The sequence below is a fragment of the Kocuria tytonis genome (assembly GCF_003226895.2).
GTDB lineage: Bacteria > Actinomycetota > Actinomycetes > Actinomycetales > Micrococcaceae > Kocuria > Kocuria tytonis.
The window spans coordinates 33863-56939 of the sequence record NZ_PNJG02000005.1 but is presented as its reverse complement, the minus strand read 5'-3'; the positions used below and the strand labels follow the sequence as shown (position 1 = coordinate 56939).

Annotated in this window: 19 protein-coding genes; 18 read left to right on the top strand and 1 reads right to left on the bottom strand. The window is 71.1% G+C overall.

Annotation, left to right across the window (positions count from 1 at the left end; genetic code table 11):
* Positions 1-91: 91 nt before the first annotated feature.
* The 16 genes from C1C97_RS11465 to dapF all read left to right on the top strand — a co-directional run bounded on the left by C1C97_RS11465 (position 92) and on the right by dapF (position 18388).
* Entirely contained in the window at positions 92-2347 is a 2256-nt protein-coding gene (locus tag C1C97_RS11465) for a polyribonucleotide nucleotidyltransferase (RefSeq protein WP_121031956.1), read from the top strand.
* A 20-nt stretch (positions 2348-2367) separates the two neighbouring features.
* Entirely contained in the window at positions 2368-3771 is a 1404-nt protein-coding gene (locus C1C97_RS11460) for a M16 family metallopeptidase (protein WP_121031954.1), read from the top strand.
* A gap of 11 nt (positions 3772-3782) precedes the next feature.
* Positions 3783-4541: a 4-hydroxy-tetrahydrodipicolinate reductase gene (dapB, locus tag C1C97_RS11455; protein ID WP_110920063.1), complete on the top strand. Its 759-nt coding sequence runs from the start codon at positions 3783-3785 to the stop codon at positions 4539-4541.
* Complete coding sequence (locus C1C97_RS11450; protein ID WP_110920062.1) at positions 4538-5173, top strand: tetratricopeptide repeat protein; 636 nt, start codon at positions 4538-4540, stop codon at positions 5171-5173. Before dapB ends, C1C97_RS11450 begins: the two co-directional genes overlap by 4 nt.
* 9 nt (positions 5174-5182) lie before the next feature.
* Positions 5183-6118, top strand: a complete 936-nt coding sequence (dapA, locus tag C1C97_RS11445) for a 4-hydroxy-tetrahydrodipicolinate synthase (RefSeq protein WP_110920076.1) — start codon at positions 5183-5185, stop codon at positions 6116-6118.
* 16 nt (positions 6119-6134) lie between these two features.
* Entirely contained in the window at positions 6135-7829 is a 1695-nt protein-coding gene (locus tag C1C97_RS11440; protein WP_110920061.1) for a ribonuclease J, read from the top strand.
* An 82-nt stretch (positions 7830-7911) separates the two neighbouring features.
* Positions 7912-10821, top strand: a complete 2910-nt coding sequence (locus C1C97_RS11435) for an FtsK/SpoIIIE family DNA translocase (protein ID WP_121031952.1) — start codon at positions 7912-7914, stop codon at positions 10819-10821.
* Positions 10818-11441 carry a CDP-diacylglycerol--glycerol-3-phosphate 3-phosphatidyltransferase gene (gene pgsA / locus C1C97_RS11430; protein ID WP_110919686.1) on the top strand — a complete coding sequence of 208 codons (624 nt, stop codon included), beginning with the start codon at positions 10818-10820 and terminating at the stop codon, positions 11439-11441. The genes C1C97_RS11435 and pgsA overlap by 4 nt, the downstream gene beginning before the upstream one ends.
* Positions 11438-11956, top strand: coding sequence for a CinA family protein (locus C1C97_RS11425; RefSeq protein ID WP_199712258.1), 519 nt, complete (start codon positions 11438-11440; stop codon positions 11954-11956). The genes pgsA and C1C97_RS11425 overlap by 4 nt, the downstream gene beginning before the upstream one ends.
* 151 nt (positions 11957-12107) lie before the next feature.
* Positions 12108-12533 (top strand): helix-turn-helix domain-containing protein, encoded by a 426-nt coding sequence (locus tag C1C97_RS11420; protein ID WP_121031950.1) that lies wholly within the window; start codon positions 12108-12110, stop codon positions 12531-12533.
* 124 nt (positions 12534-12657) lie between these two features.
* A complete protein-coding gene (locus tag C1C97_RS11415) occupies positions 12658-12879 on the top strand; it encodes a DUF3046 domain-containing protein (protein WP_110919683.1) in 222 nt (73 codons plus the stop codon).
* Between the two features lie 217 nt (positions 12880-13096).
* The gene (gene recA, locus C1C97_RS11410; protein ID WP_110919682.1) at positions 13097-14248 is read left to right on the top strand and encodes a recombinase RecA; all 1152 of its coding nucleotides are present in this window, start codon (positions 13097-13099) and stop codon (positions 14246-14248) included.
* Positions 14249-14263: 15 nt separating this feature from the next.
* Positions 14264-14905 (top strand): regulatory protein RecX, encoded by a 642-nt coding sequence (locus C1C97_RS11405; protein WP_110919681.1) that lies wholly within the window; start codon positions 14264-14266, stop codon positions 14903-14905.
* Between the two features lie 73 nt (positions 14906-14978).
* On the top strand, positions 14979-16493 hold the full coding sequence (gene miaB / locus C1C97_RS11400) for a tRNA (N6-isopentenyl adenosine(37)-C2)-methylthiotransferase MiaB (RefSeq protein ID WP_121031948.1): 1515 nt from the start codon (positions 14979-14981) through the stop codon (positions 16491-16493).
* A 31-nt stretch (positions 16494-16524) separates the two neighbouring features.
* The gene (miaA, locus tag C1C97_RS11395) at positions 16525-17451 is read left to right on the top strand and encodes a tRNA (adenosine(37)-N6)-dimethylallyltransferase MiaA (protein ID WP_121032025.1); all 927 of its coding nucleotides are present in this window, start codon (positions 16525-16527) and stop codon (positions 17449-17451) included.
* Complete coding sequence (gene dapF, locus C1C97_RS11390) at positions 17444-18388, top strand: diaminopimelate epimerase (RefSeq protein ID WP_407657287.1); 945 nt, start codon at positions 17444-17446, stop codon at positions 18386-18388. The genes miaA and dapF overlap by 8 nt, the downstream gene beginning before the upstream one ends.
* 232 nt (positions 18389-18620) lie before the next feature.
* On the opposite strand, the gene C1C97_RS11385 is transcribed toward dapF, so the two are convergent.
* Positions 18621-19238, bottom strand: coding sequence for a class I SAM-dependent methyltransferase (locus C1C97_RS11385; protein WP_121031944.1), 618 nt, complete (start codon positions 19236-19238; stop codon positions 18621-18623).
* An 86-nt stretch (positions 19239-19324) separates the two neighbouring features.
* Here C1C97_RS11385 and hflX point away from each other — a divergent pair, with 86 nt between their 5' ends.
* Together hflX and C1C97_RS11375 are read left to right on the top strand one after the other, a co-directional pair.
* Positions 19325-20968: a GTPase HflX gene (gene hflX / locus C1C97_RS11380; RefSeq protein ID WP_121031942.1), complete on the top strand. Its 1644-nt coding sequence runs from the start codon at positions 19325-19327 to the stop codon at positions 20966-20968.
* On the top strand, positions 20965-23025 hold the full coding sequence (locus C1C97_RS11375) for an ATP-dependent DNA helicase (protein ID WP_121031941.1): 2061 nt from the start codon (positions 20965-20967) through the stop codon (positions 23023-23025). The genes hflX and C1C97_RS11375 overlap by 4 nt, the downstream gene beginning before the upstream one ends.
* Positions 23026-23077: the final 52 nt, after the last annotated feature.

Below are 23077 nucleotides of genomic sequence, written 5' to 3'. Positions count from 1 at the left end.
TGGCCTTCGCAACGCCCGAGCGGTGCGAGCGCCTCGATCGAAGACCGGTGTGTCGCGCGGGTTGCGCACCACCGAGAAACGGAGGTGACCCGTGGAGGGTCCCGAGATCCAGAGTGCAGAAGCCGTCATCGACAACGGCTCCTACGGAAAGCGCGTCGTGCGCTTCGAAACCGGGCGGCTCGCCCGTCAGGCCGCGGGCGCGGCCATGGTCTACATCGACGAGGAGACCTCGATGCTCTCGGCCACGGCCGTGGGCAAGCACCCCCGCGAGGGCTTCGACTTCTTCCCCCTGACGGTGGACGTCGAGGAGCGCATGTACGCCGCGGGCCGCATCCCGGGCTCGTTCTTCCGCCGCGAGGGCCGCCCCTCCACGGACGCGATCCTCACGTGCCGCCTGATCGACCGCCCGCTGCGCCCCGCGTTCGGCAAGGGCCTGCGCAACGAGGTGCAGGTGGTCGTCACCGTCATGTCCATCGCGCCGGACGAGATCTACAACACCGTGGCCATCAACGCCGCGTCCATGTCCACCACCCTGTCCGGGATGCCCTTCCAGGGCCCCGTGGGCGGCGTGCGCATGGCGCTCATGGCGCAGGAGGACGGCGGCCACCAGTGGATCGCCTTCCCCAAGCACTCCCAGCTCGAGAACGCCGTGTTCGACATGGCCGTGGCCGGGCGCGTGGTGAGCACCAAGGACGGCGGCCAGGACGTCGCCATCATGATGGTCGAGGCCGAGGCCACCGACAACGCGTGGGAGCTCATCAAGGGCCAGGGCGCCGTCGCCCCCTCCGAGGAGCTCGTGGCCGAGGGCCTCGAGGCCTCCAAGCCGTTCATCAAGGCCCTGTGCGACGCCCAGGCGGATCTCGCGGCGCGCAACCGCAAGCCCGAGCTGGAGCTGCCCCGCTTCGGCGGGTTCGGTGACGACGCCGCCCAGGCCGTCGAGGAGTTCGCGGGCGAGCGCATGGCCCAGGTCTACTCGATCGCCGGCAAGCAGGAGCGCGAGGCCGCCACGGACGAGCTGCACCAGTCCACGCTGGCCGAGCTCACCGGTGAGGGCAAGCCCTTCGAGGGCCGTGCGGACGAGGTCAACGGCGCCTACCAGGCCCTGACCAAGCAGACCGTGCGCCAGCGCATCCTCAAGGACAAGGTGCGCATCGACGGCCGCGGGCTCACGGACATCCGTCAGCTCAGCGCCGAGGTGGACGTGCTCCCGCGCGTGCACGGCTCCGCGCTGTTCGAGCGCGGCGAGACCCAGATCATGGGCGTCACCACGCTGAACATGCTCAAGCTGGAGCAGCAGATCGACTCGCTGTCCCCGGTGAAGCACAAGCGCTACATCCACCACTACAACTTCCCGCCGTACTCCACGGGTGAGACCGGCCGGGTGGGTTCGCCCAAGCGCCGCGAGATCGGCCACGGCGCCCTCGCCGAGCGTGCGATCACCCCCGTGCTGCCCTCGCGCGAGGAGTTCCCCTACGCCATCCGCCAGGTCTCCGAGGCGCTGGGCTCCAACGGCTCCACGTCCATGGGCTCCGTGTGCGCGTCCACGCTGTCGCTGTACAACGCCGGTGTGCCGCTGCGCGCGCCGGTCGCGGGCATCGCCATGGGCCTGGTCTCGGACACCGTGGACGGCGAGGTCCAGTACGCGGCCCTGACCGACATCCTCGGCGCCGAGGACGCCCTCGGCGACATGGACTTCAAGGTGGCCGGCACCTCCGAGTTCGTGACCGCCATCCAGCTGGACACCAAGCTGGACGGTATCCCCGCCTCGGTGCTCGCGTCCGCGCTGACCCAGGCCCGTGAGGCCCGGCTCTACATCCTGGACGTGCTGACCTCCGCGATCGACGCCCCGGACGAGATGAGCGAGTTCGCCCCGCGCGTGATCTCGGTGAACGTCCCCGTCTCCAAGATCGGCGAGGTCATCGGCCCCAAGGGCAAGATGATCAACCAGATCCAGGAGGACACCGGCACGGACATCTCCATCGAGGACGACGGCACCGTGTACATCGGCGCCACCGACGGCCCCTCCGCCGAGGCCGCGCGCTCCGCGATCAACGCGATCGCGAACCCGCAGGTCCCCGAGGTGGGCGAGCGCTACCTGGGCACCGTGGTGAAGACCACCACGTTCGGTGCGTTCGTGTCCCTGACCCCGGGCAAGGACGGGCTGCTCCACATCTCCGAGATGCGCAAGCTGAACGACGACAAGCGCGTCAACGAGGTGGACGACGTCCTGTCCGTGGGCCAGACGGTCCAGGTGGAGATCACCAAGGTGGACGACCGCGGCAAGCTGTCGCTCGCGCCCGTCGTGGCCGAGTCCGCCACACCGTCCCAGTCCGACGACGAGAACTGAGCAGAGGTCTTCGGTCTTCGATGACAGGTGTTCACCTTCCCCTGGAGGCGGGCGGTCCCGCGGAGCACGGCTCCGGCGCGGACGCCCGCCTTCGGGCGTATCCGGCCGCGGACACCGCCGCGGGCTTCACCCACGTGGTCCACGACGACGCCGACGGCGCCGTGGTGATGCGCACCGTCCTGCCGTGCGGCACACGGGTGCTCACGGAGAAGATGCCCGGCCAGCGCTCGGTCTCCGTGGGCTTCTGGGTCAGCCTGGGCTCGCGTGACGAGGCGCCGGGCATGCTCGGCTCCACCCACTTCCTGGAACACCTGCTGTTCAAGGGCACCGCGCGCCGCTCCTCCCTGGAGATCGCGGAGGCCTTCGACCGCGTGGGCGGGGAGTCCAATGCGTTCACCTCCCACGAGCACACGTGCTACCACGCGCGCGTGCTCTCGGAGGCGCTGCCCATGGCCGTGGACGTCCTCGCGGACATGTTCACGGGCGCCGTGCTGGACCCCGAGGAGTTCGACCGCGAGCGCGGCGTGATCCTCGAGGAGATCGCCATGGACCGGGACGACCCCACCGACTTCGCGTTCGAGCAGTTCAACGCGCAGGTGTTCCACGGGCTGGCACTCGCACGCCCGATCGCCGGGACGCCGGAGGAGATCCGCGGTGTGGAGCGTGACGCGGTGTGGCGGCACTACCGCAGCGCGTACCGTCCCGAGAACCTCGTGGTCACGGTGGCCGGCGGGCTCGACCACGAGAACGTGGTGACGCTCGTCCGCGAGTCCCTGGCCCGCGCCGGATGGGATCCGGACGCGGCGGGGGACGCCGGGGCACGGCGTCCGGCGGATCCCGCACCTCTCACGCCGCTGACCGGGACCCGCTCCTTCGACCGACCGGTCGAGCAGGCGAACGTGGTCGTGGGCGGTGCCGGGCTGCAGTCCGGTGACGACCGCCGGTTCGCCATGACGGTGCTCAACGCCGCGCTCGGCGGGGGCATGTCCTCCCGGCTCTTCCACACCATCCGGGAGCAGAAGGGTCTCGCGTACTCCACGTTCTCCTTCTCCGGCTCCTACTCGGACGCCGGCTTCTTCGGGATGTACGCCGGGTGCACCGCGGATCGCGTGGACCAGGTGAGCGGACTCATGCGGGAAGAGCTGGACCGGTTGGCGCAGGACGGCATGGCGGCCGCGGAGCTCGCCAAGGTGGAGGGCCAGCTCAGCGGCGCCACGGTGCTCGCCCTCGAGGACACGGGATCACGCATGTCCCGGCTGGGCTCCGCGGAGCTGAAGACCGGGATCTTCATGGACGTGGACGAGTCCCTGCGGCGCATCCGGGCGGTCACGTCCCGGGACGTCCAGGACCTCGCCGCGCAGCTGTCCGCGGACGCCGTGGTGCGCACGGTGGTGGGGCCGCGGGCCACGGACCTTCAGGAGTGAGGCAGGAGACGATGAGCGAGACGATCAGGGTGGCCGTGCTCGGCCGCGACGGCCGCATGGGCTCCGAGGCGGTGCGCGCCGTCACGGACGCCGCGGACATGGAACTGGTGGCCGCGCTGGGCCGGGGGGACGACCTCCGGGAGCTGGTGATGTCGGGTGCGCAGGTGGTCGTGGACCTCACCGTGCCTGCCGCCACGCGGGAGAACGTCCGCTTCGCGGTCTCGCACGGCATCCACGCCGTCGTGGGCACCACGGGCTGGGACGACGCCGCCCTGGCGCAGCTGCGGTCGCAGCTCGCCGATTCGCCGGGCACCGGGGTGCTGATCGCCCCGAACTTCGCGGTGGGCGCGGTGCTCGCCATGAAGTTCTCCGAGCTGGCGGCGGCGTTCTTCGACTCCGTCGAGATCGTGGAGCTGCACCACCCCCGGAAGCTGGACGCGCCGTCGGGAACCGCCGCCCGCACCGCCGCGCTCGTGGCCGCCGCCCGTGAGAAAGCCGGTGTGGGTGCCTCCCCGGACGCCACCGAGTCCGATCCGCTCGGGGCACGCGGTGCGGACGTGGCCGGGGTGCACGTGCACTCCGTCCGGCTGCAGGGCCTCGTGGCCCACCAGGAGACCCTGCTGGGCGGCACGGGGGAGCAGCTGAGCATCCGCCACGACTCGTTCGACCGCGCCTCGTTCATGACCGGAGTGCTGCTGGGCGTGCGCTCGGTGGCCGGGCACCCGGGGCTCACGCACGGGCTGGACGGCTACATGGACCTCGGCCTGTGAGCCGCCGGGGGACCCGCAGCACGCTGCGGTGGTGGGTTGCGGCGGCCATCGCGCTGCTCGTGCTCACCGTGGTGCTGCTGCCCATCTCGGTGGGCTCCAAGACCTGGATCATCGCGGTGCTCGTCTTCGCCGCGGTGTTCACCGTCCTGGAGGCCGGTTCCACGGGCCGGATCCTGGCGGCGCTCATGATCGCCCTGCTGACCCTGTACCTGGGGCTGTCCCTGCAGCGCGCCGTGCTGCTGCTGGGCAGCCCGGGCTGGATCGCCAAGCTGCTCGGGGCGGCCATGCTCGTGATCCCCGCGGTGGGGGCCTGGGCCATGGTGCGGGAGATCGTCTTCGGTGCGCGCACCCAGCAGCTCGGTCGCGAGCTGCTCCGGCGCGGGGAGCTGCCCGCGGACGAGCTGCCCCGGACCCCGTCCGGACGGTACGTGCGCTCCGCCGCGGACGAGCACTTCGACGTCGTCCGGCGGGAGGTGGAGGCGCGTCCGGAGGACTGGGGCGGCTGGTACCGCCTGAGTCTGGCGTACTCGGCCAGCGGCGACGGGCGCCGCGCCCGGGGTGCCATGCGCACCGCGATCGCCCTGCACCGCGGGACGGACCCCGAAACGGCCCTGACGGCCTCCGGGCGGTAACCTGTGGACATGACACACGAGAGCGCACCAGTGCAGACGGACCGGCCCGAGCCCCTGTTCGGGACCCTGCTCACCGCCATGGTCACGGCTTTCCACGACGACGGCTCCGTGGACCTGGAGGGGACCGCGCGGCTGGCCGAGGAGCTCGTGGCCGACGGCTGCGACGGCCTGGTGGTGTGCGGCACCACCGGCGAATACTCCACGATGACCGACGACGAGAACCTCTCGGTCTTCCGCGCCGTGAAGGAGGCCGTGGGCTCCCGCGTGCCGCTGCTCGCCGGGACGGGCTCCAACGACACCGAGCACTCCCGGTACCTGTGCCTGGAGGCGCAGAAGATCGGCATGGACGGGCTGCTCGTGGTGACCCCGTACTACAACAAGCCCACCCAGGCGGGTGTGGAGGCCCACTTCCGCTCCCTCGCGGACTCCGTGGACACGCCCATCATGGTCTACGACATCCCCGGCCGCTCGGGCATCCCGATCGATCCCGAGACCATGATCTCGCTGGCATCGCACCCCAACATCGTGGCCGTCAAGGACGCCAAGGCGGACTTCGTGGCGGCGTCCCGGGTGATGGCCGAGACGGACCTGCTGTTCTACTCCGGCGACGACGCCCTCACCCTCCCGTGGATGGCGCTCGGGGCCGCGGGTCTCGTGGGGGTGACCACCCACGTGGACACGCCCCGCTACCGTCGGCTCGTGGACGCGGTGCTCGCCGGGGACCTCGCGACCGCCCGGCGGGTCAACGCGGAGCTGCTCCCGCTGGTGCGTGCCACCATGATGCGCGTGCCCGGTGCCGTGGCCGCGAAAACCATTCTTCAGTGGCAGGGTCGCCTGCCGAACAACACGGTGCGCTTGCCGCACGTGACACCCACGCAGGCCGAGCTGGAGCAGATCCGTGCGGATCTGAGCACATCGGTCGTTGCGGACACACTCACACACTGACGACGAAAGGGGTCTCATGACCCAGTGGAACACCACCGACCTCGCCGAACCGCCCACGCTCGCGAAGGACACCCTGCGGATCGTCCCCCTGGGCGGACTGGGTGAGGTCGGACGGAACATGACCGTGTTCGAGATCAACGGGCAGCTGCTCGTGGTGGACTGCGGTGTGCTGTTCCCGGAGGAGACGCAGCCCGGCGTGGACCTGATCCTGCCGGACATCAACAACATCCGGGACCGGCTGGACGACATCGTGGCGATCGTGCTCACCCACGGCCACGAGGACCACATCGGAGCGGTGCCGTACCTGCTCAAGCGCCGCCCGGACATCCCCGTGATCGGCTCCCAGCTGACGCTGGCCCTGATCGAGGCCAAGCTGCAGGAGCACCGGATCAAGCCCTTCACCATGGCCGTGCGCGAGGGCCAGGTGGAGAAGCTCGGTGAGTTCGAGTGCGAGTTCGTGGCCGTGAACCACTCCATCCCGGACGCCCTGGCCGTGTTCCTGCGCACCAGGGCTGGCACCGTGCTGCACACCGGCGACTTCAAGATGGACCAGCTCCCTCTGGACGGTCGCATCACGGACCTGCGCCACTTCGCCCGTCTGGGCGAGGAGGGCGTGGACCTGTTCCTCACGGACTCCACCAACGCCGAGGTCCCCGGCTTCATCGCCTCGGAAAAGGCCATCGGCCCCGTCCTCACGGACGTGGTGGCCCGCGCCAAGCAGCGCGTGATCGTGGCGTCCTTCTCCTCGCACGTGCACCGTGTGCAGCAGGTGCTCGACGCCGCCGTGGCCAACGGCCGCAAGGTGGTGCTCATGGGCCGCTCCATGATCCGCAACATGACCATCGCGGAGAAGCTCGGCTACCTGGACGTGCCGCCGAACGTGCTCGTGGACCAGAAGAAGGTCGGGGACTACCCGGACGACAAGCTGGTCATCATGTGCACCGGCTCCCAGGGCGAGCCCATGGCCGCGCTGTCCCGCATGGCCAACGGCGACCACAAGGTCCAGGTGAACGCGGGGGACACCGTGATCCTGGCGTCGTCGCTGATCCCGGGCAACGAGAACTCCGTGTTCCGCGTGATCAACGGTCTGATGCGCCTGGGCGCCCACGTGGTGCACAAGGGCAACGCCAAGGTGCACGTCTCGGGCCACGCCGGCGCCGGTGAGCTGCTGTACTGCTACAACATCGTGGAGCCGGAGTACGTGATGCCGGTCCACGGAGAGGTCCGCCACCTGATCGCCAACGGGGAGCTGGCCCGGGAGACCGGCGTCCCGGACGACCACGTGATCCTCGCGGAGAACGGCACCGTGGTGGACATGCACGCGGGCGCCTCCAGGATCACCGGCCAGGTGGAGTGCGGGTTCATCTACGTGGACGGCTCCTCCGTGGGTGAGATCACGGAGGCCGATCTCAAGGACCGCATGACCCTCGGGGAGGAGGGCTTCATCTCCGTGGTCACCGTGGTCAACCGGGACACCGGAAAGATCGTGTCCGGCCCGGACATCCACGCCCGTGGTGTGGCCGAGGAGGACAAGGTCTTCAACGAGATCCGCCCGAAGATCGCGGCGGCGCTCGAGGACGCACTGGGTGAGAGCGGCAAGAACCACACCGCGCAGCAGCTGCAGCAGATCGTGCGGCGCACGGTGGGTTCGTGGGTCTCCCGCAGGCTGCGCCGCAAGCCCATGATCGTGCCGGTGGTCGTGGAGGCCTGAGCCACCCACCGCCCCAGCACCCAGCGGCCCGTCCGGAGTCCCCTCCGGGCGGGCCGCTGTGCGTCCGGGTACCCTGGGGGGCATGGCGTCACGAACTTCCCCCGCGCGGTCCACGAAGGCCACATCCCGGTCCTCGAGCTCCACGCGTTCCCCCAGAAGCGGCAAGAAGACCCCCGCCCGCCCGGCGTCCCAGGGTCCCTCGGCCGGCACCACCGCGCTGCACGCGGTGGTCCACGCGTGGTCCGGCGCCGGTCACGTGGTGGGGGCCGCCGTGCGCCGGGTGGGGACCGTCCGCACGGACATCGCCCCCGAGCAGCGGCGCGACGGCGGGGCCCTGGTGTGGTTCGTGCTGGCCGTCCTGATCGCCGCCGTGGAGTGGTGGAACCTGCGGGGGGTGGGCTTCGCGCCCGTGGCCGTTCCCGCGTCCTGGATGCACGCCGTGGTGGGTGGGACCTTCGGTTTCATGGCCCTCGTGCTCCCCATCTTCTGCTTCTGCTTCGCCGTCCGCGTCTTCCGGCACCCCGAGCCCACCCAGGCGAACAACCGCGTGGCCATCGCCCTGCTCGCCCTCACCGTCGCCGGTGCCGGCACCGCCCACGTCGTGGGAGGGGCACCGGATCTGGGGGACGGCTTCGAGGCCGTGTGGCGCGCCGGTGGTTTCGTGGGGTTCCTCGCCGCGGACCCGCTGTCCGCGCTGATCACCCAGTGGGGCGCCCTCGTGGTGTTCGCCGTCCTGGCGGTGCTCGCGCTGCTCGTCATGACGGCCACGCCCGTGGGCGAGATCGGGCCGCGGCTGCGCGGGCTCTACCGCCGTCTCACCGGCCAGACGGAGCCGCGCGGCACCGACCTCTCGGCCACCGAGCACGACCGCTCCTACCTCGACCCCGTCCCCGCCGGGAAGGATAAGCGGGGCACGCGGTCGGCGCGCAGGAAGCAGCGCCAGGAGCTCGACCGCTACGACGGCGACGAGGCCTTCGAACGCGCCGTCGTGGACGAGGCCAACCGGCGCGAAGCCAAGGGTGCGGGTGCCACCGCCGTCTTCGACGTGGGCTCCCGGAGCGCTCGCCCGTCCCGCGCCACCGGCTCGACGACCGCGGCCGCTTCCTCGGCCGCGGCCGGTGCCACCGCGGCCGAGGTGCAGGACACCGAGGACATCCCGCGCCCGGATCCCGGCGTGCGACCCGGCCAGAAGCGCCCCACCAGGTCCCAGCGCGAGGCCCAGAAGCTGCGGGAGGAGCAGGGAATCGCACCCGCGGCGGACACCGCGGCGGCGTCGGACTCCCCGGCCCTGGACGTCGTGGCGGAAGCCGAGCAGCCGCGCACGCACACGCCGGCCACGCCCATCCCGGCCCGTTCGGAGCAGCTGAAGCTGCAGGGCGACGTCGCGTACAGCCTTCCCCCCGTGGCGGACCTCGTGCAGGGCCCACCCGCGAAGGAGCGCTCCGAGGCCAACGACCAGGTGGTCGACGCCCTCACCAGCGTGCTGCAGCAGTTCAAGGTGGATGCCGAGGTCACGGGCTTCTCCCGCGGCCCCACGGTCACCCGCTACGAGATCGAACTGGGCTCGGGCACCAAGGTGGAGCGGGTCACCGCGCTGTCCAAGAACATCGCGTACGCCGTGGCCTCCGCGGACGTCCGGATCCTCTCGCCCATCCCCGGCAAGTCCGCGATCGGCATCGAGATCCCCAACTCGGACCGCGAGACCGTTGCCCTGGGTGACGTCCTGCGCTCGCAGAAGGCGCGTGCCTCCGAGCACCCCATGATCATGGGCGTGGGCAAGGACGTGGAGGGCGGCTTCGTGCTGGCCAACCTCGCCAAGATGCCGCACATGCTCGTGGCGGGAGCCACCGGTGCCGGCAAGTCCTCGTTCGTGAACTCCATGATCGTCTCGATCCTGATGCGCTCCACCCCGGACGAGGTGCGCCTGGTGATGGTGGACCCCAAGCGCGTGGAGCTCACCGCGTACGAGGGCGTGCCGCACCTGATCACGCCCATCATCACGAACCCCAAGAAGGCCGCCGAGGCGCTGCAGTGGGTCGTGCGGGAGATGGACGCCCGCTATGACGACCTCTCCCACTTCGGGTACAAGCACATCGACGACTTCAACAAGGCCGTGCGCAACGGCAAGGTCCAGCCCGAGCCCGGCTCCAAGCGGACCATCCGCCCGTACCCGTACCTGCTGGTGATCGTGGACGAGCTCGCGGACCTCATGATGGTGGCGCCGCGGGACGTGGAGGACGCAATCGTGCGCATCACCCAGCTCGCGCGCGCCGCGGGCATCCACCTGGTGCTCGCCACCCAGCGGCCCTCTGTGGACGTGGTGACCGGCCTGATCAAGGCGAACGTGCCGTCCCGGATGGCCTTCGCCACGTCCTCGGTCACGGACTCCCGCGTGGTCCTGGACCAGCCCGGTGCCGAGAAGCTCATCGGCCAGGGTGATGCGCTCTTCCTGCCCATGGGCGCCTCCAAGCCCATGCGCGTGCAGGGTGCCTGGGTCTCCGAGTCCGAGATCCACAAGGTCGTGGAGCACGTGAAGTCCCAGATGACGGTGCGCTACCGGGACGACGTGGTCCAGGAGGCGCCCAAGAAGGCCATCGACGAGGACATCGGTGACGACCTCGACGTCCTGCTGCAGGCCGCGGAGCTGATCATCACCACGCAGTTCGGCTCCACGTCCATGCTGCAGCGCAAGCTGCGGGTGGGCTTCGCCAAGGCCGGGCGGCTCATGGACCTGCTCGAGTCGCGCGGGGTGGTGAGCGCGTCCGAGGGGTCGAAGGCTCGCGACGTGCTGGTCAAGCCCGACGACCTCGCGGCCACACTGGCACTGATCCGCGGCGAGGAACCGCCCGCGGCGAGCTCCGGTGCCCAGCCCGCCGGGGGCTCGGTGGACTACGGCGCGGACCCGGTGGAGGCGTCCCTCGCGGACGTGGCCCACGACTACCACGACGGTTCCGAGACATCCGACGACGCATGGGAGTTGACTGGACGATGACGGCACAGCAGGCGGCGGGAGCCCCCGCGCCCAACAGCTCCAACTGGAACCTGCCGAACGCCCTGACGGCGCTGCGCATCGTGATGGTGCCGTTCTTCATCTGGTTCCTCTGGGCCGGTGGGACCCACGGTGAACAGTCCACGGGGATGCGCTGGGCCGCGGTGATCACGTTCGGCCTGGCCATGTACACGGACAAGCTGGACGGTGACCTCGCCCGGTCCCGCAACCTCATCACCAGCTTCGGCAAGATCGCGGACCCCATTGCGGACAAGCTGCTCACCGGGGCGGCTTTCGTGGTGCTGTCCCTGCTGGGGGAGCTCTGGTGGTGGGTCACCATCGTGATCCTGGTGCGCGAGTGGGGCATCACGGTCATGCGCTTCGTGGTCATCCGCTACGGCGTGATGGCCGCGTCCAAGGGCGGCAAGACCAAGACGGTGCTGCAGACCGCCGCGCTGATCGCCCTGCTGCTGCCGCTCGCGCCGCTGGTGGGGCAGTGGTGGCTGTGGTTCGCGTGGTTCCTCACCGCCCTGGCGCTGGTCGCCACGGTGGTCACCGGCATCGACTACGTGGTCAAGGCCGTGCAGCTGCGCAACAGGGCAGTGCGCGGGGAGGCCTCGTGAGCGGGTCGGCCGCGTCCCACGACGCCGCGGCGTCCGTGAGCCGCGCGGCGGACCTCGTGCGCCGTGCCACGGAACGCGGGCTCACGGTGGGCACCGCGGAGTCCCTGACGGGGGGTGCGCTCGCGGCCGAGATCGTCTCGGTGGCCGGGGCCTCGGCGTGCTTCGCGGGCGCGGTGGTGAGCTACACGCACGAGGTCAAGGAACGCATCCTGGGGGTCCCGCACGCCCTGCTGGAGGAGCGGGGTGCGGTGGACCCGGACGTCGCCACGGCCATGGCGCGTGGTGCCCGGCAGCGTCTCGGGGTGGACTGGGCGGTGTCCACCACGGGGGTGGCCGGACCCGAGCCGCACGACGGGCACGCCGTGGGAACCGTGTTCGTGGGGATCAGCGGACCCGGCGGAGAGCGCTCCGAGCGATTGGACCTCCACGGGGACCGGGCGCAGATCCGCCGTGCCACGGTGGAGCGGGCCATCGACATGTTGGCGACTCAAATCTCATTCCCAGCCAACGCCTAGTGCTTTTCGTCCCCGATCAGGGAACAATTGAAATGGCAAGCACGTTATGACTCACAGAGATTGAGCCCGTGGGGCTCATGATCCAGAGTTCGTCCCGCTGCCAGCAGTGGGCCAGAGCCCCGTTCGTTGATACGAGGAGTAGGCAATTCACATGACGAAGCAACCCGTGTCCGTCAATGGTGTCGTCCGTTGGAAGGACGTGGGTATGGCCGATGAAGTTCACACGGAAACCCGCGAGTCCAAGGTGGGCGTCCTGCGTCAGGAGATCGGGGAGGTGCTGCGCAGCGTGCGCCAGCGCCAGGGCCGTACGCTGCGCGAGGTCTCGCACAGCGCACGTGTCTCCCTGGGCTACCTCAGCGAGGTGGAGCGCGGCCAGAAGGAAGCCTCTTCCGAGCTGCTCGCCTCCATCTGCACCGCACTCGAGATCCCCATGTCGCAGATGCTCCGCGAGGTCGCGGACCGCCTCGCCTACGCCGAGGGAAACTATATCCCGGACACCGTGCCCTCGGAGCTGACGGAGGAGTTCACCCGGGAGGTCCGCCAGCTGCGCGGAGGCACCGCCGCCGGCGCCCACTGATCCCGTCACCGGCGCGCGCCCTGCGGTCCATCGCGCTGCTGCGCCGGGTACACACACAGCAGAACGGACCCGCCCTCGGGCGGGTCCGTTCTCGTGCCACCGCTACGTCGAGGAGTTCGCAGCCATGCGCGTCAGTGCGTTCTGGGACCTGATGGCCCACGAGTTCGGGTCCGGCTACTGCCGGGTCCTGGCCGGGGATCTCGTCCTCTCCGAAGTGGGTAACCGCACCGCCGTCGAGGCCCTGGACGCGGGAGTGGATCCCAGGACGGTCTGGTTCGCGGTGTGCCGTGCCCAGGAGGTCCCCGAGTCGCGGTGGTGGGGTCCGGACCAGCCACCGCGGCCGTGACGCGCGGAGGCGGACGACGACGGGCGCCTTGAATCGGGCGCCGGGCAATGTCCTCGGCGGTGCGCGTGCACCGTCCTGGATTCGAAGGTATATTCGAATCAGCTCACGCGTGCTCCACAGCGGGGTCCGCCTCTTATGGGTGTCGGACCCCCTGGATACCGTGGACCGCGAAGACATCATCAGGGCCACCCACGGCCCCCGAGATCCGAGGTGAAACATGGCAGCCAAGTCCAAGGGCGCATCCGCACCCGCTCCCTCTCAGGTGGCCGGCTCCGATCGGCAGAAGGCACTGGACACGGTGCTCTCCCAGATCGACAAGAACTACGGCAAGGGATCGGTCATGCGGCTGGGGGATCGCCCCGCCACCAAGATCGAGACCATCCCCACCGGATCCATCGCGCTGGACGTCGCGCTGGGCATCGGCGGCTTCCCGCGCGGCCGTGTCGTGGAGATCTACGGTCCCGAGTCCTCCGGCAAGACCACCGTGGCGCTGCATGCCGTGGCCAGCGTCCAGAAGGCCGGCGGGATCGCTGCCTTCATCGATGCCGAGCACGCACTGGACCCCTCCTACGCGGAGAAGCTCGGCGTGGACACCGACAACCTGCTGGTCTCCCAGCCGGACACCGGTGAACAGGCGCTCGAGATCATGGACATGCTCGTGGGCTCGGGATCCATCGACATCATCGTGATCGACTCCGTCGCGGCACTCGTGCCCAAGGCGGAGATCGAGGGCGAGATGGGAGACAGCCACGTCGGTCTGCAGGCGCGTCTCATGTCGCAGGCGCTGCGCAAGATCACCGGGCGGCTGTCCCACACCAACACCACCGCCATCTTCATCAACCAGCTGCGCGAGAAGATCGGCGTGTTCTTCGGCTCCCCGGAGACCACCACGGGTGGCAAGGCCCTGAAGTTCTACGCCTCCGTGCGTGTGGACGTGCGCCGCATCGAGACCCTCAAGGACGGCGCGAACCCCGTGGGCAACCGCACCCGGGCCAAGATCGTCAAGAACAAGATGGCCCCGCCCTTCAAGCAGGCCGAGTTCGACATCCTCTACGGGCAGGGCATCTCCATCGAGGGTGGTCTGATCGACATGGGCGTGGAGCACGGCATCGTCAAGAAGTCCGGTGCCTGGTTCACGTACGAGGGCGACCAGCTCGGACAGGGCAAGGAGAACTCCCGGCGCTTCCTGAAGGACAATCCGGAGCTCGCGCAGGAGATCGAGCGCAAGATCCTGGTGAAGCTGGGCATCTCCGAGGACCCGGACGAGGCCTCCCAGGATTCGGAGGGGCTCGACACCGGGACCGGTGAGCTGGACCCGGACGCGCCCTTCGCACCCCAGTCGGACGACACCGAGCTGCCCGCCTTCTAGGTGGTGTGACCCGGAATGAGTCAGTCCTCGCGTGACGGTTCTCGGCGCCGCCGGGCCGCGGTCTCGTACCGCGACTCGACGGTGCCGTCCGAGGACCACGGGCCCTCCCATACCGGTGACGCCGATCCGCAGGAAGTAGCCCGCGCCATCGTGCTGCGCCAGCTGACGGCCTCGGCGAAGTCCCGGGGCCAACTGGCGGACAAGCTCGCGGAGCGTCATGTCCCGGAGGACGTCGCCCGGGAGGTGCTCGACCGCTTCGAGGAGGTCGGGCTGGTGGACGACCGCGAGTTCGCGGCCATGTTCGTGCGCTCCCGCGCCGAGACCCGGAAGCTGTCCCGCTCCGCACTGCGGCGTGAGCTGTCCCGGCGCGGCATCACGGGTGAGTTCGCCGAGGCGGCCCTGGAGCAGCGCAGTGCCGAGGACGAGGCCCGGGACGCCCACGAGCTCGTCCGCAGGAAGCTTCCCGCCACGTTCGACCCGTCCGACCGCAAGGAGCACGAGAAGCTGACCCGCCGGCTCGTGAGCATGCTCGGACGCAAGGGATATCCACCGGGCGTCGCGTTCGGCGTCGTCAAGGAGGAGCTCGCGGGCCTGGGCTCCGTCCAGGACCCGGACGACTCCACGACGCAGGGCCAGGACGTCTGGGACACCCCGTGACCGCGGCGCGGCGATCCCCGTGCCACCACGGCGGATGATTTGACCCCGTCCCTAAGATGATCAGGTGACTCAGATGCCCCACGCCCTGCAGGAACCAGCACCGTCCGCGGCCACCACGGCCCCGCCCGCATACGAAGTGCGCACGCTGGGGTGTCAGATGAACGCGCACGACTCCGAGCGCATCACGGGTCTGCTGGAGAACGCCGGGTACGTCCCAGCGCTCGACCGTGACCCCGACCTCGTGGTGTTCAACACGTGCGCGGTGCGCGAGAACGCGGACAACAAGCTCTACGGCCAGCTGGGGCAGCTGGCCCCTGTCAAGTGCCGCAACGAGAACATGCAGATCGCGGTGGGTGGCTGCCTCGCCCAGAAGGACCGCGCCACCATCGTGGACAGGGCGCCGTGGGTGGACGTGGTCTTCGGCACCCACAACATCGGCTCCCTGCCCGTTCTGCTGGAACGGGCCCGCCACAACGAGGCGGCCCAGGTGGAGATCCTGGAGGCGCTCGAGACGTTCCCGTCGGCCCTGCCCACCAAGCGGGAGCAGGCGTACGCCGGCTGGGTGTCCATCTCGGTGGGCTGCAACAACACGTGCACGTTCTGCATCGTGCCGCAGCTGCGGGGCAAGGAGAAGGACCGCCGCCCCGGGGACATCCTGGCGGAGGTGCAGGCGCTCGTGGACTCGGGCGCCGTGGAGGTGACCCTGCTCGGGCAGAACGTCAACTCCTACGGCGTGGAGTTCGGCGACCGGGGGGCCTTCGCCAAGCTGCTGCGCGCGTGCGGCGAGATCGAGGGGCTCGAACGGGTCCGGTTCACGAGCCCCCACCCCGCGGCCTTCACGGACGACGTCATCGATGCGATGGCCGAGACCCCCAACGTGATGCCGCAGCTGCACATGCCGCTGCAGTCGGGTTCGGACCGCATCCTCCGGCAGATGCGGCGCTCGTACCGGTCCAAGAAGTTCCTGGGCATCCTGGAACGGGTGCGGGAACGGATCCCCCACGCCGCCATCACCACGGACATCATCGTGGGGTTCCCGGGGGAGACCGAGCAGGACTTCCAGGACACCCTGGACGTGGTTGCGGCCTCGGAGTTCTCGTCCGCGTTCACCTTCCAGTACTCGGTGCGCCCCGGCACCCCCGCGGGTGAGATGACCGACCAGGTGCCCGCGGCCGTGGTGAAGGAGCGTTTCGAGCGTCTCACCGCGCTGCAGGACCACATCAGCGCACGCCTGAACCGCGAACTCGTGGGTACGACCGCCGAGGTGCTGGTCAGTGCCCAGTCGGGGCGCAAGTCGCAAAGCACCCACCGGTTGACCGGGCGCGGTCGCGATCAGCGCCTCGTCCACTTCAGCGTGCCGGAGGGCTCACCCGCTCCGCGACCGGGTGACGTGGTCACCGTCCCCGTGACCGGCGCGGCCGCGTACCACCTGCTGGCGGACCCGAGGGACGCCGCCGAGTACACGCTGCGGCGCTCCCGCGGCGGGGACGCGTGGGAGGCGGCGCAGGCCGAGTCCTGCGGTGCGCCGTCGTCCGCGGCAGCGCCCGGCGCGGTGGGACTGGGCATGCCCACCCTCCGGAAGCCCTGATCGTGGGGGCTCTGGCGGGGTGGCGGGCGCCGTGAAGCCGCTTCTCGCCGTCGTGGGGCCCACCGGCACCGGGAAGTCCGATCTGGGGATCGCCCTGGCCCACCGCCTGGACGGGGAGATCATCAACGCGGACGCGCTGCAGCTCTACCGGGGGATGGACATCGGGACCGCGAAACTGCCCCCGGAGCAGCGCGCCGGCGTGCCCCACCACATGCTCGACGTGCTGGAGATCGCGGACGAGGCGTCGGTGGCCGCCTTCCAGCGGGACGCCCGCTCCATTGCCGCCGACATCGCCCGGCGGGGGAGGGTGCCCATCCTTGTGGGCGGCTCGGGCCTGTACGTCCGGGCGGCGCTCGACGCCATCGAGTTCCCCGGCACGGACGCCGCCGTCCGGGCACGGCGTGAGGAGCAGCTGCGCCGCGAGGGCAGGGCGCGGCTGCTGGCCGAGCTCGCGGCGGTGGACCCGGAATCGGCGGCCCGGGTCGGGGACGACCGGCGGCTCGTCCGCGCCCTGGAGGTGCACGACATCACGGGCCGCCCCTTCACCTCCTTCATGCCGGAGCGACGCTACGTACGACCCACCGTGCAGCTGGGCCTCACCATGGACCGGGACGCCCTGAACGGGCGCCTGGCCCGCCGGGTGGACGCGATGCTCGGGCGCGGGTGGCTGGACGAGGTGCGCACCCTGGAGGCCGCCGGTCTGCGGACGAGCCCCACGGCCGGCAAGGCCCTGGGCTACCCGCAGCTGCTGTCCGTCCTGGACGGATCCCTCACCCTCGCCGAGGCGCGTGACGAGACCGTGGCGGCCACGCGGAGGTTCACCAAGCGGCAGCGCACGTGGTTCCGTGCGGACCCCAGGATCCACTGGCTGGACGCGGGGACTCAGGGGGGCGTGGAGGAGCTGACGGAGCGGGCGTGGAACATTCTCCGCGCTCAGTATGATGACGCGCATGAGTGAGACCACCGAGGGGACGGAACGGGCAATGGGCTGGCAGGAACTGACGGGCACCCGGGTGACCAAGGCGCACGGGACGGGCAACGACTTCGTGGTCTACACGGACGCGGACGGCTCCCGCGACGTGTCCCCGGACACCGTGGCCGCCGTGTGCGACCGTCACATGGGTCTGGGCGGTGACGGCCTGATCCGAGCCGTGCGGTCGCGGCACCTTCCGGAGGGGCAGCGGCTGCTGGAGCGGCACCCGGACGCCGAGTGGTTCATGGACTACCGCAACGCGGACGGGTCCGTGGCGCAGATGTGCGGCAACGGGGTGCGGGTGTTCGTGGACCACCTCGTGCGCGAGGGACTCGTCACCCTGCCCCGGGGCGCTCGGCTGCGCATCGGCACGCGCGCCGGGGTGCGCACGGTGGCGCGCACCTCCAGCGGGTACGCCGTGGACATGGGTCCCTGGAGCTTCAGCCACGGGGACACCGCACGGGAGCGTGGCTCGGACTGCGTGGTGAGCGCCGCGGGGCTGACCGTCCCGCGGCCCGCGGTGTCCATCGACATAGGCAACCCGCACACGGTCGTCGCGCTGTCCGAGGGGGAGAAGCTGGACGGCCTGGACCTGCACGCCGCGCCCACGGTGGACCCGCTGCCCGCGGACGGCACGAACGTGGAGTTCGTGGTTCCCCTGGACCACGACGACAGCGATCTGGGCCGCCTCGAGATGCGCGTCCACGAACGCGGGGTGGGCGAGACCCACTCGTGCGGCACCGGGGCGTGCGCCGCGGCAGCTGCCACCCGCTTCTGGGGCGGCCCGGAATCACCGGACCGCTGGTTCGTCCAGGTCCCCGGCGGCGTCCTGTCCGTCACCTTCGTGCCCGCCCCCGACGGCACGGAGCACGTGGTCCTCGCCGGCCCCGTCCGGGTGGTGGCCACCGCCGAACTGCGCTGACCGGACCGCCGGCCGGGGTCCGGTCAGCGCCGGGTCCGGACCTCGGGACTCCTGCGGCGTTCGTGTGGGAGGACGACGTCGCTCGCGCGGTCCTCGCGGCCCTCGCCACTCCGGGGCGCACCTCGACCCGCGTCCCGTCGGGCATCCCTCGTGCGTCGTGACCCGGCGGGGTGTCTCTTGGCCCGGCGGGATGCAGCCGGACGAGGAGCGGCCCGCTCCCGACGGGGCCGGATCAGCCGCGCGTGACCGTGATGATGCGGAACCCCTTGTCCGTGGCGGCCCGCGCAACGGCGAAATCCTCCCCGAGCGTCTCGGCGAGCCAGCGCTGCAGACTGTCCCCGCCCAGGTTCTTCTGGACCACGAGCCACGCGGAACCACCGGGCGAGAGGCGGGGCAGCCACGTCGTCAGGATGTCGTGGAGGGCGTCCTTGCCCACGCGGATCGGCGGGTTGGACCAGATGGTGTCGAAGGTGCGGTCCGCCGGGACGTCCCGGGGCAGGCGGGCCTCCACGCGCTCGAGTCCGAGGGAGCGGGCGTTCATCGCGGTCAGGCGGAGGCTGCGCTCGTTGACGTCCACCGCGGTGACCATCGCCTCGGGGTCCGCGAGCGCGAGCGCGAGGCTCAGCGGCCCCCACCCGCACCCGATGTCCAGGAACGAGCGCCCCCGCGGGTCCGGGACGTGGCGCAGCAGCGCGGCGGTTCCCCGGTCCAGGTCCGTGGGGGAGAAGACCCCCGCCGCCGTCCCCACGTCCACGCGCCGGCCGCGCAGCTCCACGCTCAGCCGCCGCGGTTTCTCGGGCAGCTCGGGGTCGGAGACGAAGTAGTGCGGGGCGGGGCGCTCGGGGGTCATGGCTCCACATGCTAGTGCCCGCCGTGGGCGTGTCCGCCTCCGGCAGTAGACTGAGGACTTCCAGTCCCAGCGCAGATCAAGGAACCATGACTGATACTCCCACCCACCGGAACTCCGCCGCCGAGCACCCCGAGACCTCGGGGGAGCTGACCGGATCCGAGCTCGAGGACGTCGTCTCGCGCGTGCTTGCCCGGGCGCGCTCGCGGGCGGAACCCGTGAGCACGGCCGATGCCCCCGCCCCCGCTCCTCGCGCGGGTCACGACCACCTCGGTCGCGCCCGTGAGCTCGCGGCCGAGGAGGACGTCCTCGGTGCCGCCGACGGCGAGCAGCGCGATCTCGAGGAGCGCCGTGCGCTGCGCCGGGTGGCCGGCCTGTCCACGGAACTCGAGGACGTCACCGAGGTGGAGTACCGCCAGCTGCGGCTCGAACGAGTGGTGCTGGCGGGGCTCTACTCCAGCGGGACGCTCGCGGACGCGGAGAACTCCCTGCGCGAGCTCGCCGCGCTCGCCGAGACCGCCGGTTCCGAGGTCATGGACGGTCTGCTGCAGCGCCGCGTCACCCCGGACCCGGGGACCTACCTGGGGTCCGGCAAGGCCCTGGAGCTCAAGGACGTCGTGGCCGCCACCGGCGCGGACACCGTGATCGTGGACGCGGAGCTCGCACCGTCCCAGCGGCGCGCCCTGGAGGACGTGGTCAAGGTCAAGGTGATCGACCGTACGGGCCTGATCCTGGACATCTTCGCGCAGCACGCCAAGTCCAAGGAGGGCAAGGCCCAGGTGGAGCTCGCACAGCTGGAGTACATGCTCCCTCGGCTGCGCGGCTGGGGCGAGTCCCTGTCCCGCCAGGCCGGCGGTCGCGCCGCATCCGGTGAGGGCATCGGCAGCCGCGGTCCGGGTGAGACCAAGATCGAGCTGGACCGGCGGCGGATCCGCCAGCGCATGTCCAAGCTGCGCCGGGAGATCGCCGCGATGAAGCCGGCCCGGGAGACCAAGCGGTTGAACCGCAGGCGCAATGCCGTGCCCTCGGTGGCCATCGCGGGATACACCAACGCGGGGAAGTCCTCCCTGCTCAACCGGCTCACGGACGCTGGCGTGCTCGTGGAGAACGCGCTGTTCGCCACACTGGATCCCACGGTGCGCAAGGCGCAGACGCCGGACGGCATCGGGTACACGCTCGCGGACACCGTGGGATTCGTGCGCTCGCTGCCCACGCAGCTGGTGGAGGCCTTCCGCTCGACCCTCGAGGAGGTCGCGGACTCGGACGTGATCGTGCACGTGGTGGACGCCTCGCACCCGGACCCGGAGGGCCAGCTCAAGGCCGTCCGGGACGTCCTCACGGACGTGGGTGCGAACGACGTCCCGGAGATCGTGGCGCTGAACAAGGCCGACATCGCGGATCCCGTGGTGCTCGCGCGGCTGCGCAACCGCGAGCACCCCTCGGTGGCGGTCTCCGCGCGCACGGGCGAGGGCATCGAGGAGCTGCGGCGTCTGATCTCCGCGGCCATTCCCCGCCCCGATCACGAGCTGGACCTGCTCATCCCCTACGTCCACGGCGAGGTGGTGTCCCGGCTGCACGCCCAGGACGCCGAGATCCTGAGCACCGAGCACACGCCCGACGGCACCCGGCTGCACGTGCGGGTGCGCGAGGACCTCGTGGGGGATCTCGAGTCCTACCGGACCGGGTCCGGGACGTCGGAGACGGCGGCGGCGCAGGACCCCGCGGGAGCATGACCGCACCGTTCGTCGACGAGTCGGGGCGGGACGTCTCCGGGATCCGCCCGGAGTCGCTGCCCGGGGGTGCCGACGCGCTGGAGCTGCTCGATGCCGCCGTCACCGCGCTGGGCGGTCAGCGTCGGGAGGGGCAGCGGTTCATGGCGGCCAAGGTCGCGGAGGCCCTGGAGACCCGGCGGCACCTGCTCGTGCAGGCGGGCACCGGCACCGGCAAGTCCCTCGCGTACCTGGTCCCCGCTCTGCGGCACGCGCGTGACTCCGAGAAACCCGTGGTTGTGGCCACGGCCACCCTCGCGCTGCAGTCGCAGATCACGGGGCGGGACGTCCCGCGCCTGCTGGACGCCCTCGAGGACGAGTTGGCGGAGCGTCCCACCGTGGCCCTGCTCAAGGGCCGCTCCAACTACGCCTGCCTGCACAAGGTGGAGGGCGGGTACCCGGAGGACGACGACGCCGCCCTGTTCGCGGCCCCGTCCGGGGCGTCACCCGGCGGCACGGTCGCGGACCGGCCCGTGGGCGGACTCGCGCAGCAGGTCCTGCGGCTGCGCGAGTGGGTCGAGACCACCGAGACCGGGGACCGTGATGACATCCGGCCCGGTGTCACCGATGCCGCATGGCGACAGGTGTCCGTGACCGCCAAGGAGTGCCTGGGACGGAAGTGTCCCCTGGTGGAGCAGTGCTTCGCGGAGCGGGCCCGCACGGAGGCCGGTGAGGCGGACGTGGTGATCACCAACCACGCCCTGCTCGCCATCAACGCCTTCGAGGGACTGGCCGTCCTCCCGGAGCACGACGTCGTGATCGTGGACGAGGCCCACGAGCTGCGCGACCGCGTGACCGGTGCGGTGACGGCGTCCCTCTCGGCGGCGGCCGTGCGCGCCGCGAGCACCGCGGTGCGCAAGCACACGGCCGCCTCCAGCGACGCCCTCGAGCGGGCGGCCCAGGCCTTCGACAAGGCGTTCGACGCCGACCCTTCCGGCCTGCTGCCGCGGGGATTCACGGAGGAGCAGGTGTACGCGGTCCGAGGGGTCCAGGACGCCGCGCGCACGGGTCTGAGCGACACCAAGGGTGACGGCAAGGGCGAGGAGGCCGGGCGGCACGCCGCCCGCTCCCGGCTCTCCGAGCTGCTGGACACCGCGGAGCGGATGCTGGGCGCGGACACCGCCCACGACGTCCTATGGCTCTCACGGGTGGGACGGTGGAGCCCCGCGGAAGGGTACGTGGGGGCCTCGCCCGGGGAGCCCGCAACCCTGAACATCGCCCCGCTGAGCGTGGCGGGTCCCCTGCGGGAAGGGCTCTTCGACGGTCGCACGGTGGTCCTGACCTCGGCCACCCTGGCCGTCGGGTCCTCGTTCTCCTCCGTGGCGGGGTCCCTCGGGCTGCAGGGCCCGGGTGCTCCCGCGTGGCGCGGCGTGGACGTGGGCAGCCCGTTCGACTACCGCCGGCAGGGGATCCTGTACGTGGCCAAGCACCTCGAGAAGCCCGGCCGAGGGGTCTCGGAGGCCCAGCTGGCGGAGCTGCTGGACCTGCTGGAGGCCTCCGGGGGTGGCGCGCTCGGGCTGTTCTCCTCCCGGCGCGCCGCCGAGGACGCGGCGGAAGCCCTGCGGGAGCGGACCGAGCTCCCCATCCTGTGCCAGGGGGACGCCTCGCTGCCGTCCCTCGTGAAGGAGTTCATGGATGATCCCGCGGCGAGTCTCTTCGGGACCATGAGCCTGTGGCAGGGCGTGGACGTCCCGGGGCACTCGTGCCGACTGGTGGTCATCGACCGCATCCCGTTCCCCCGCCCGGACGATCCGCTGGGCACCGCCCGCACCCGGGCCGCGGAGCGAGCCGGCGCCAACGGGTTCATGACGGTGTCCGCGTCCCACGCGGCGGTCCGGCTTGCACAGGGCGCCGGCCGGCTCATCCGCGCGGCGGAGGACAGGGGCGTGGTGGCGGTGCTGGACTCCCGGCTGGCCACGGCGCGCTATGGGTCCTTCCTCGCGACGTCGCTGCCGCCGCTGTGGCCCACCACGGACCGTACGACCGTGCTGGGCGCGCTGGAGAGGCTCAGCACGGGCTAACCGTGCCCGGAGGAGAGACCGGTTCGCGCCGTGCCCGCGAGCGGGCCGCGCA

Coding starts and splice junctions, on each gene's coding strand:
- C1C97_RS11460 (WP_121031954.1), top strand. CDS start 2,368: ATGACAGGTGTTCACCTTCCCCTGGAGGCGGGCGGTCCCGCGGAGCAC.
- dapB (WP_110920063.1), top strand. CDS start 3,783: ATGAGCGAGACGATCAGGGTGGCCGTGCTCGGCCGCGACGGCCGCATG.
- dapA (WP_110920076.1), top strand. CDS start 5,183: ATGACACACGAGAGCGCACCAGTGCAGACGGACCGGCCCGAGCCCCTG.
- C1C97_RS11440 (WP_110920061.1), top strand. CDS start 6,135: ATGACCCAGTGGAACACCACCGACCTCGCCGAACCGCCCACGCTCGCG.
- C1C97_RS11435 (WP_121031952.1), top strand. CDS start 7,912: ATGGCGTCACGAACTTCCCCCGCGCGGTCCACGAAGGCCACATCCCGG.
- pgsA (WP_110919686.1), top strand. CDS start 10,818: ATGACGGCACAGCAGGCGGCGGGAGCCCCCGCGCCCAACAGCTCCAAC.
- C1C97_RS11420 (WP_121031950.1), top strand. CDS start 12,108: ATGACGAAGCAACCCGTGTCCGTCAATGGTGTCGTCCGTTGGAAGGAC.
- C1C97_RS11415 (WP_110919683.1), top strand. CDS start 12,658: ATGCGCGTCAGTGCGTTCTGGGACCTGATGGCCCACGAGTTCGGGTCC.
- recA (WP_110919682.1), top strand. CDS start 13,097: ATGGCAGCCAAGTCCAAGGGCGCATCCGCACCCGCTCCCTCTCAGGTG.
- C1C97_RS11405 (WP_110919681.1), top strand. CDS start 14,264: ATGAGTCAGTCCTCGCGTGACGGTTCTCGGCGCCGCCGGGCCGCGGTC.
- miaB (WP_121031948.1), top strand. CDS start 14,979: ATGCCCCACGCCCTGCAGGAACCAGCACCGTCCGCGGCCACCACGGCC.
- dapF (WP_407657287.1), top strand. CDS start 17,444: ATGAGTGAGACCACCGAGGGGACGGAACGGGCAATGGGCTGGCAGGAA.
- C1C97_RS11385 (WP_121031944.1), bottom strand. CDS start 19,238: ATGACCCCCGAGCGCCCCGCCCCGCACTACTTCGTCTCCGACCCCGAG.
- hflX (WP_121031942.1), top strand. CDS start 19,325: ATGACTGATACTCCCACCCACCGGAACTCCGCCGCCGAGCACCCCGAG.
- C1C97_RS11375 (WP_121031941.1), top strand. CDS start 20,965: ATGACCGCACCGTTCGTCGACGAGTCGGGGCGGGACGTCTCCGGGATC.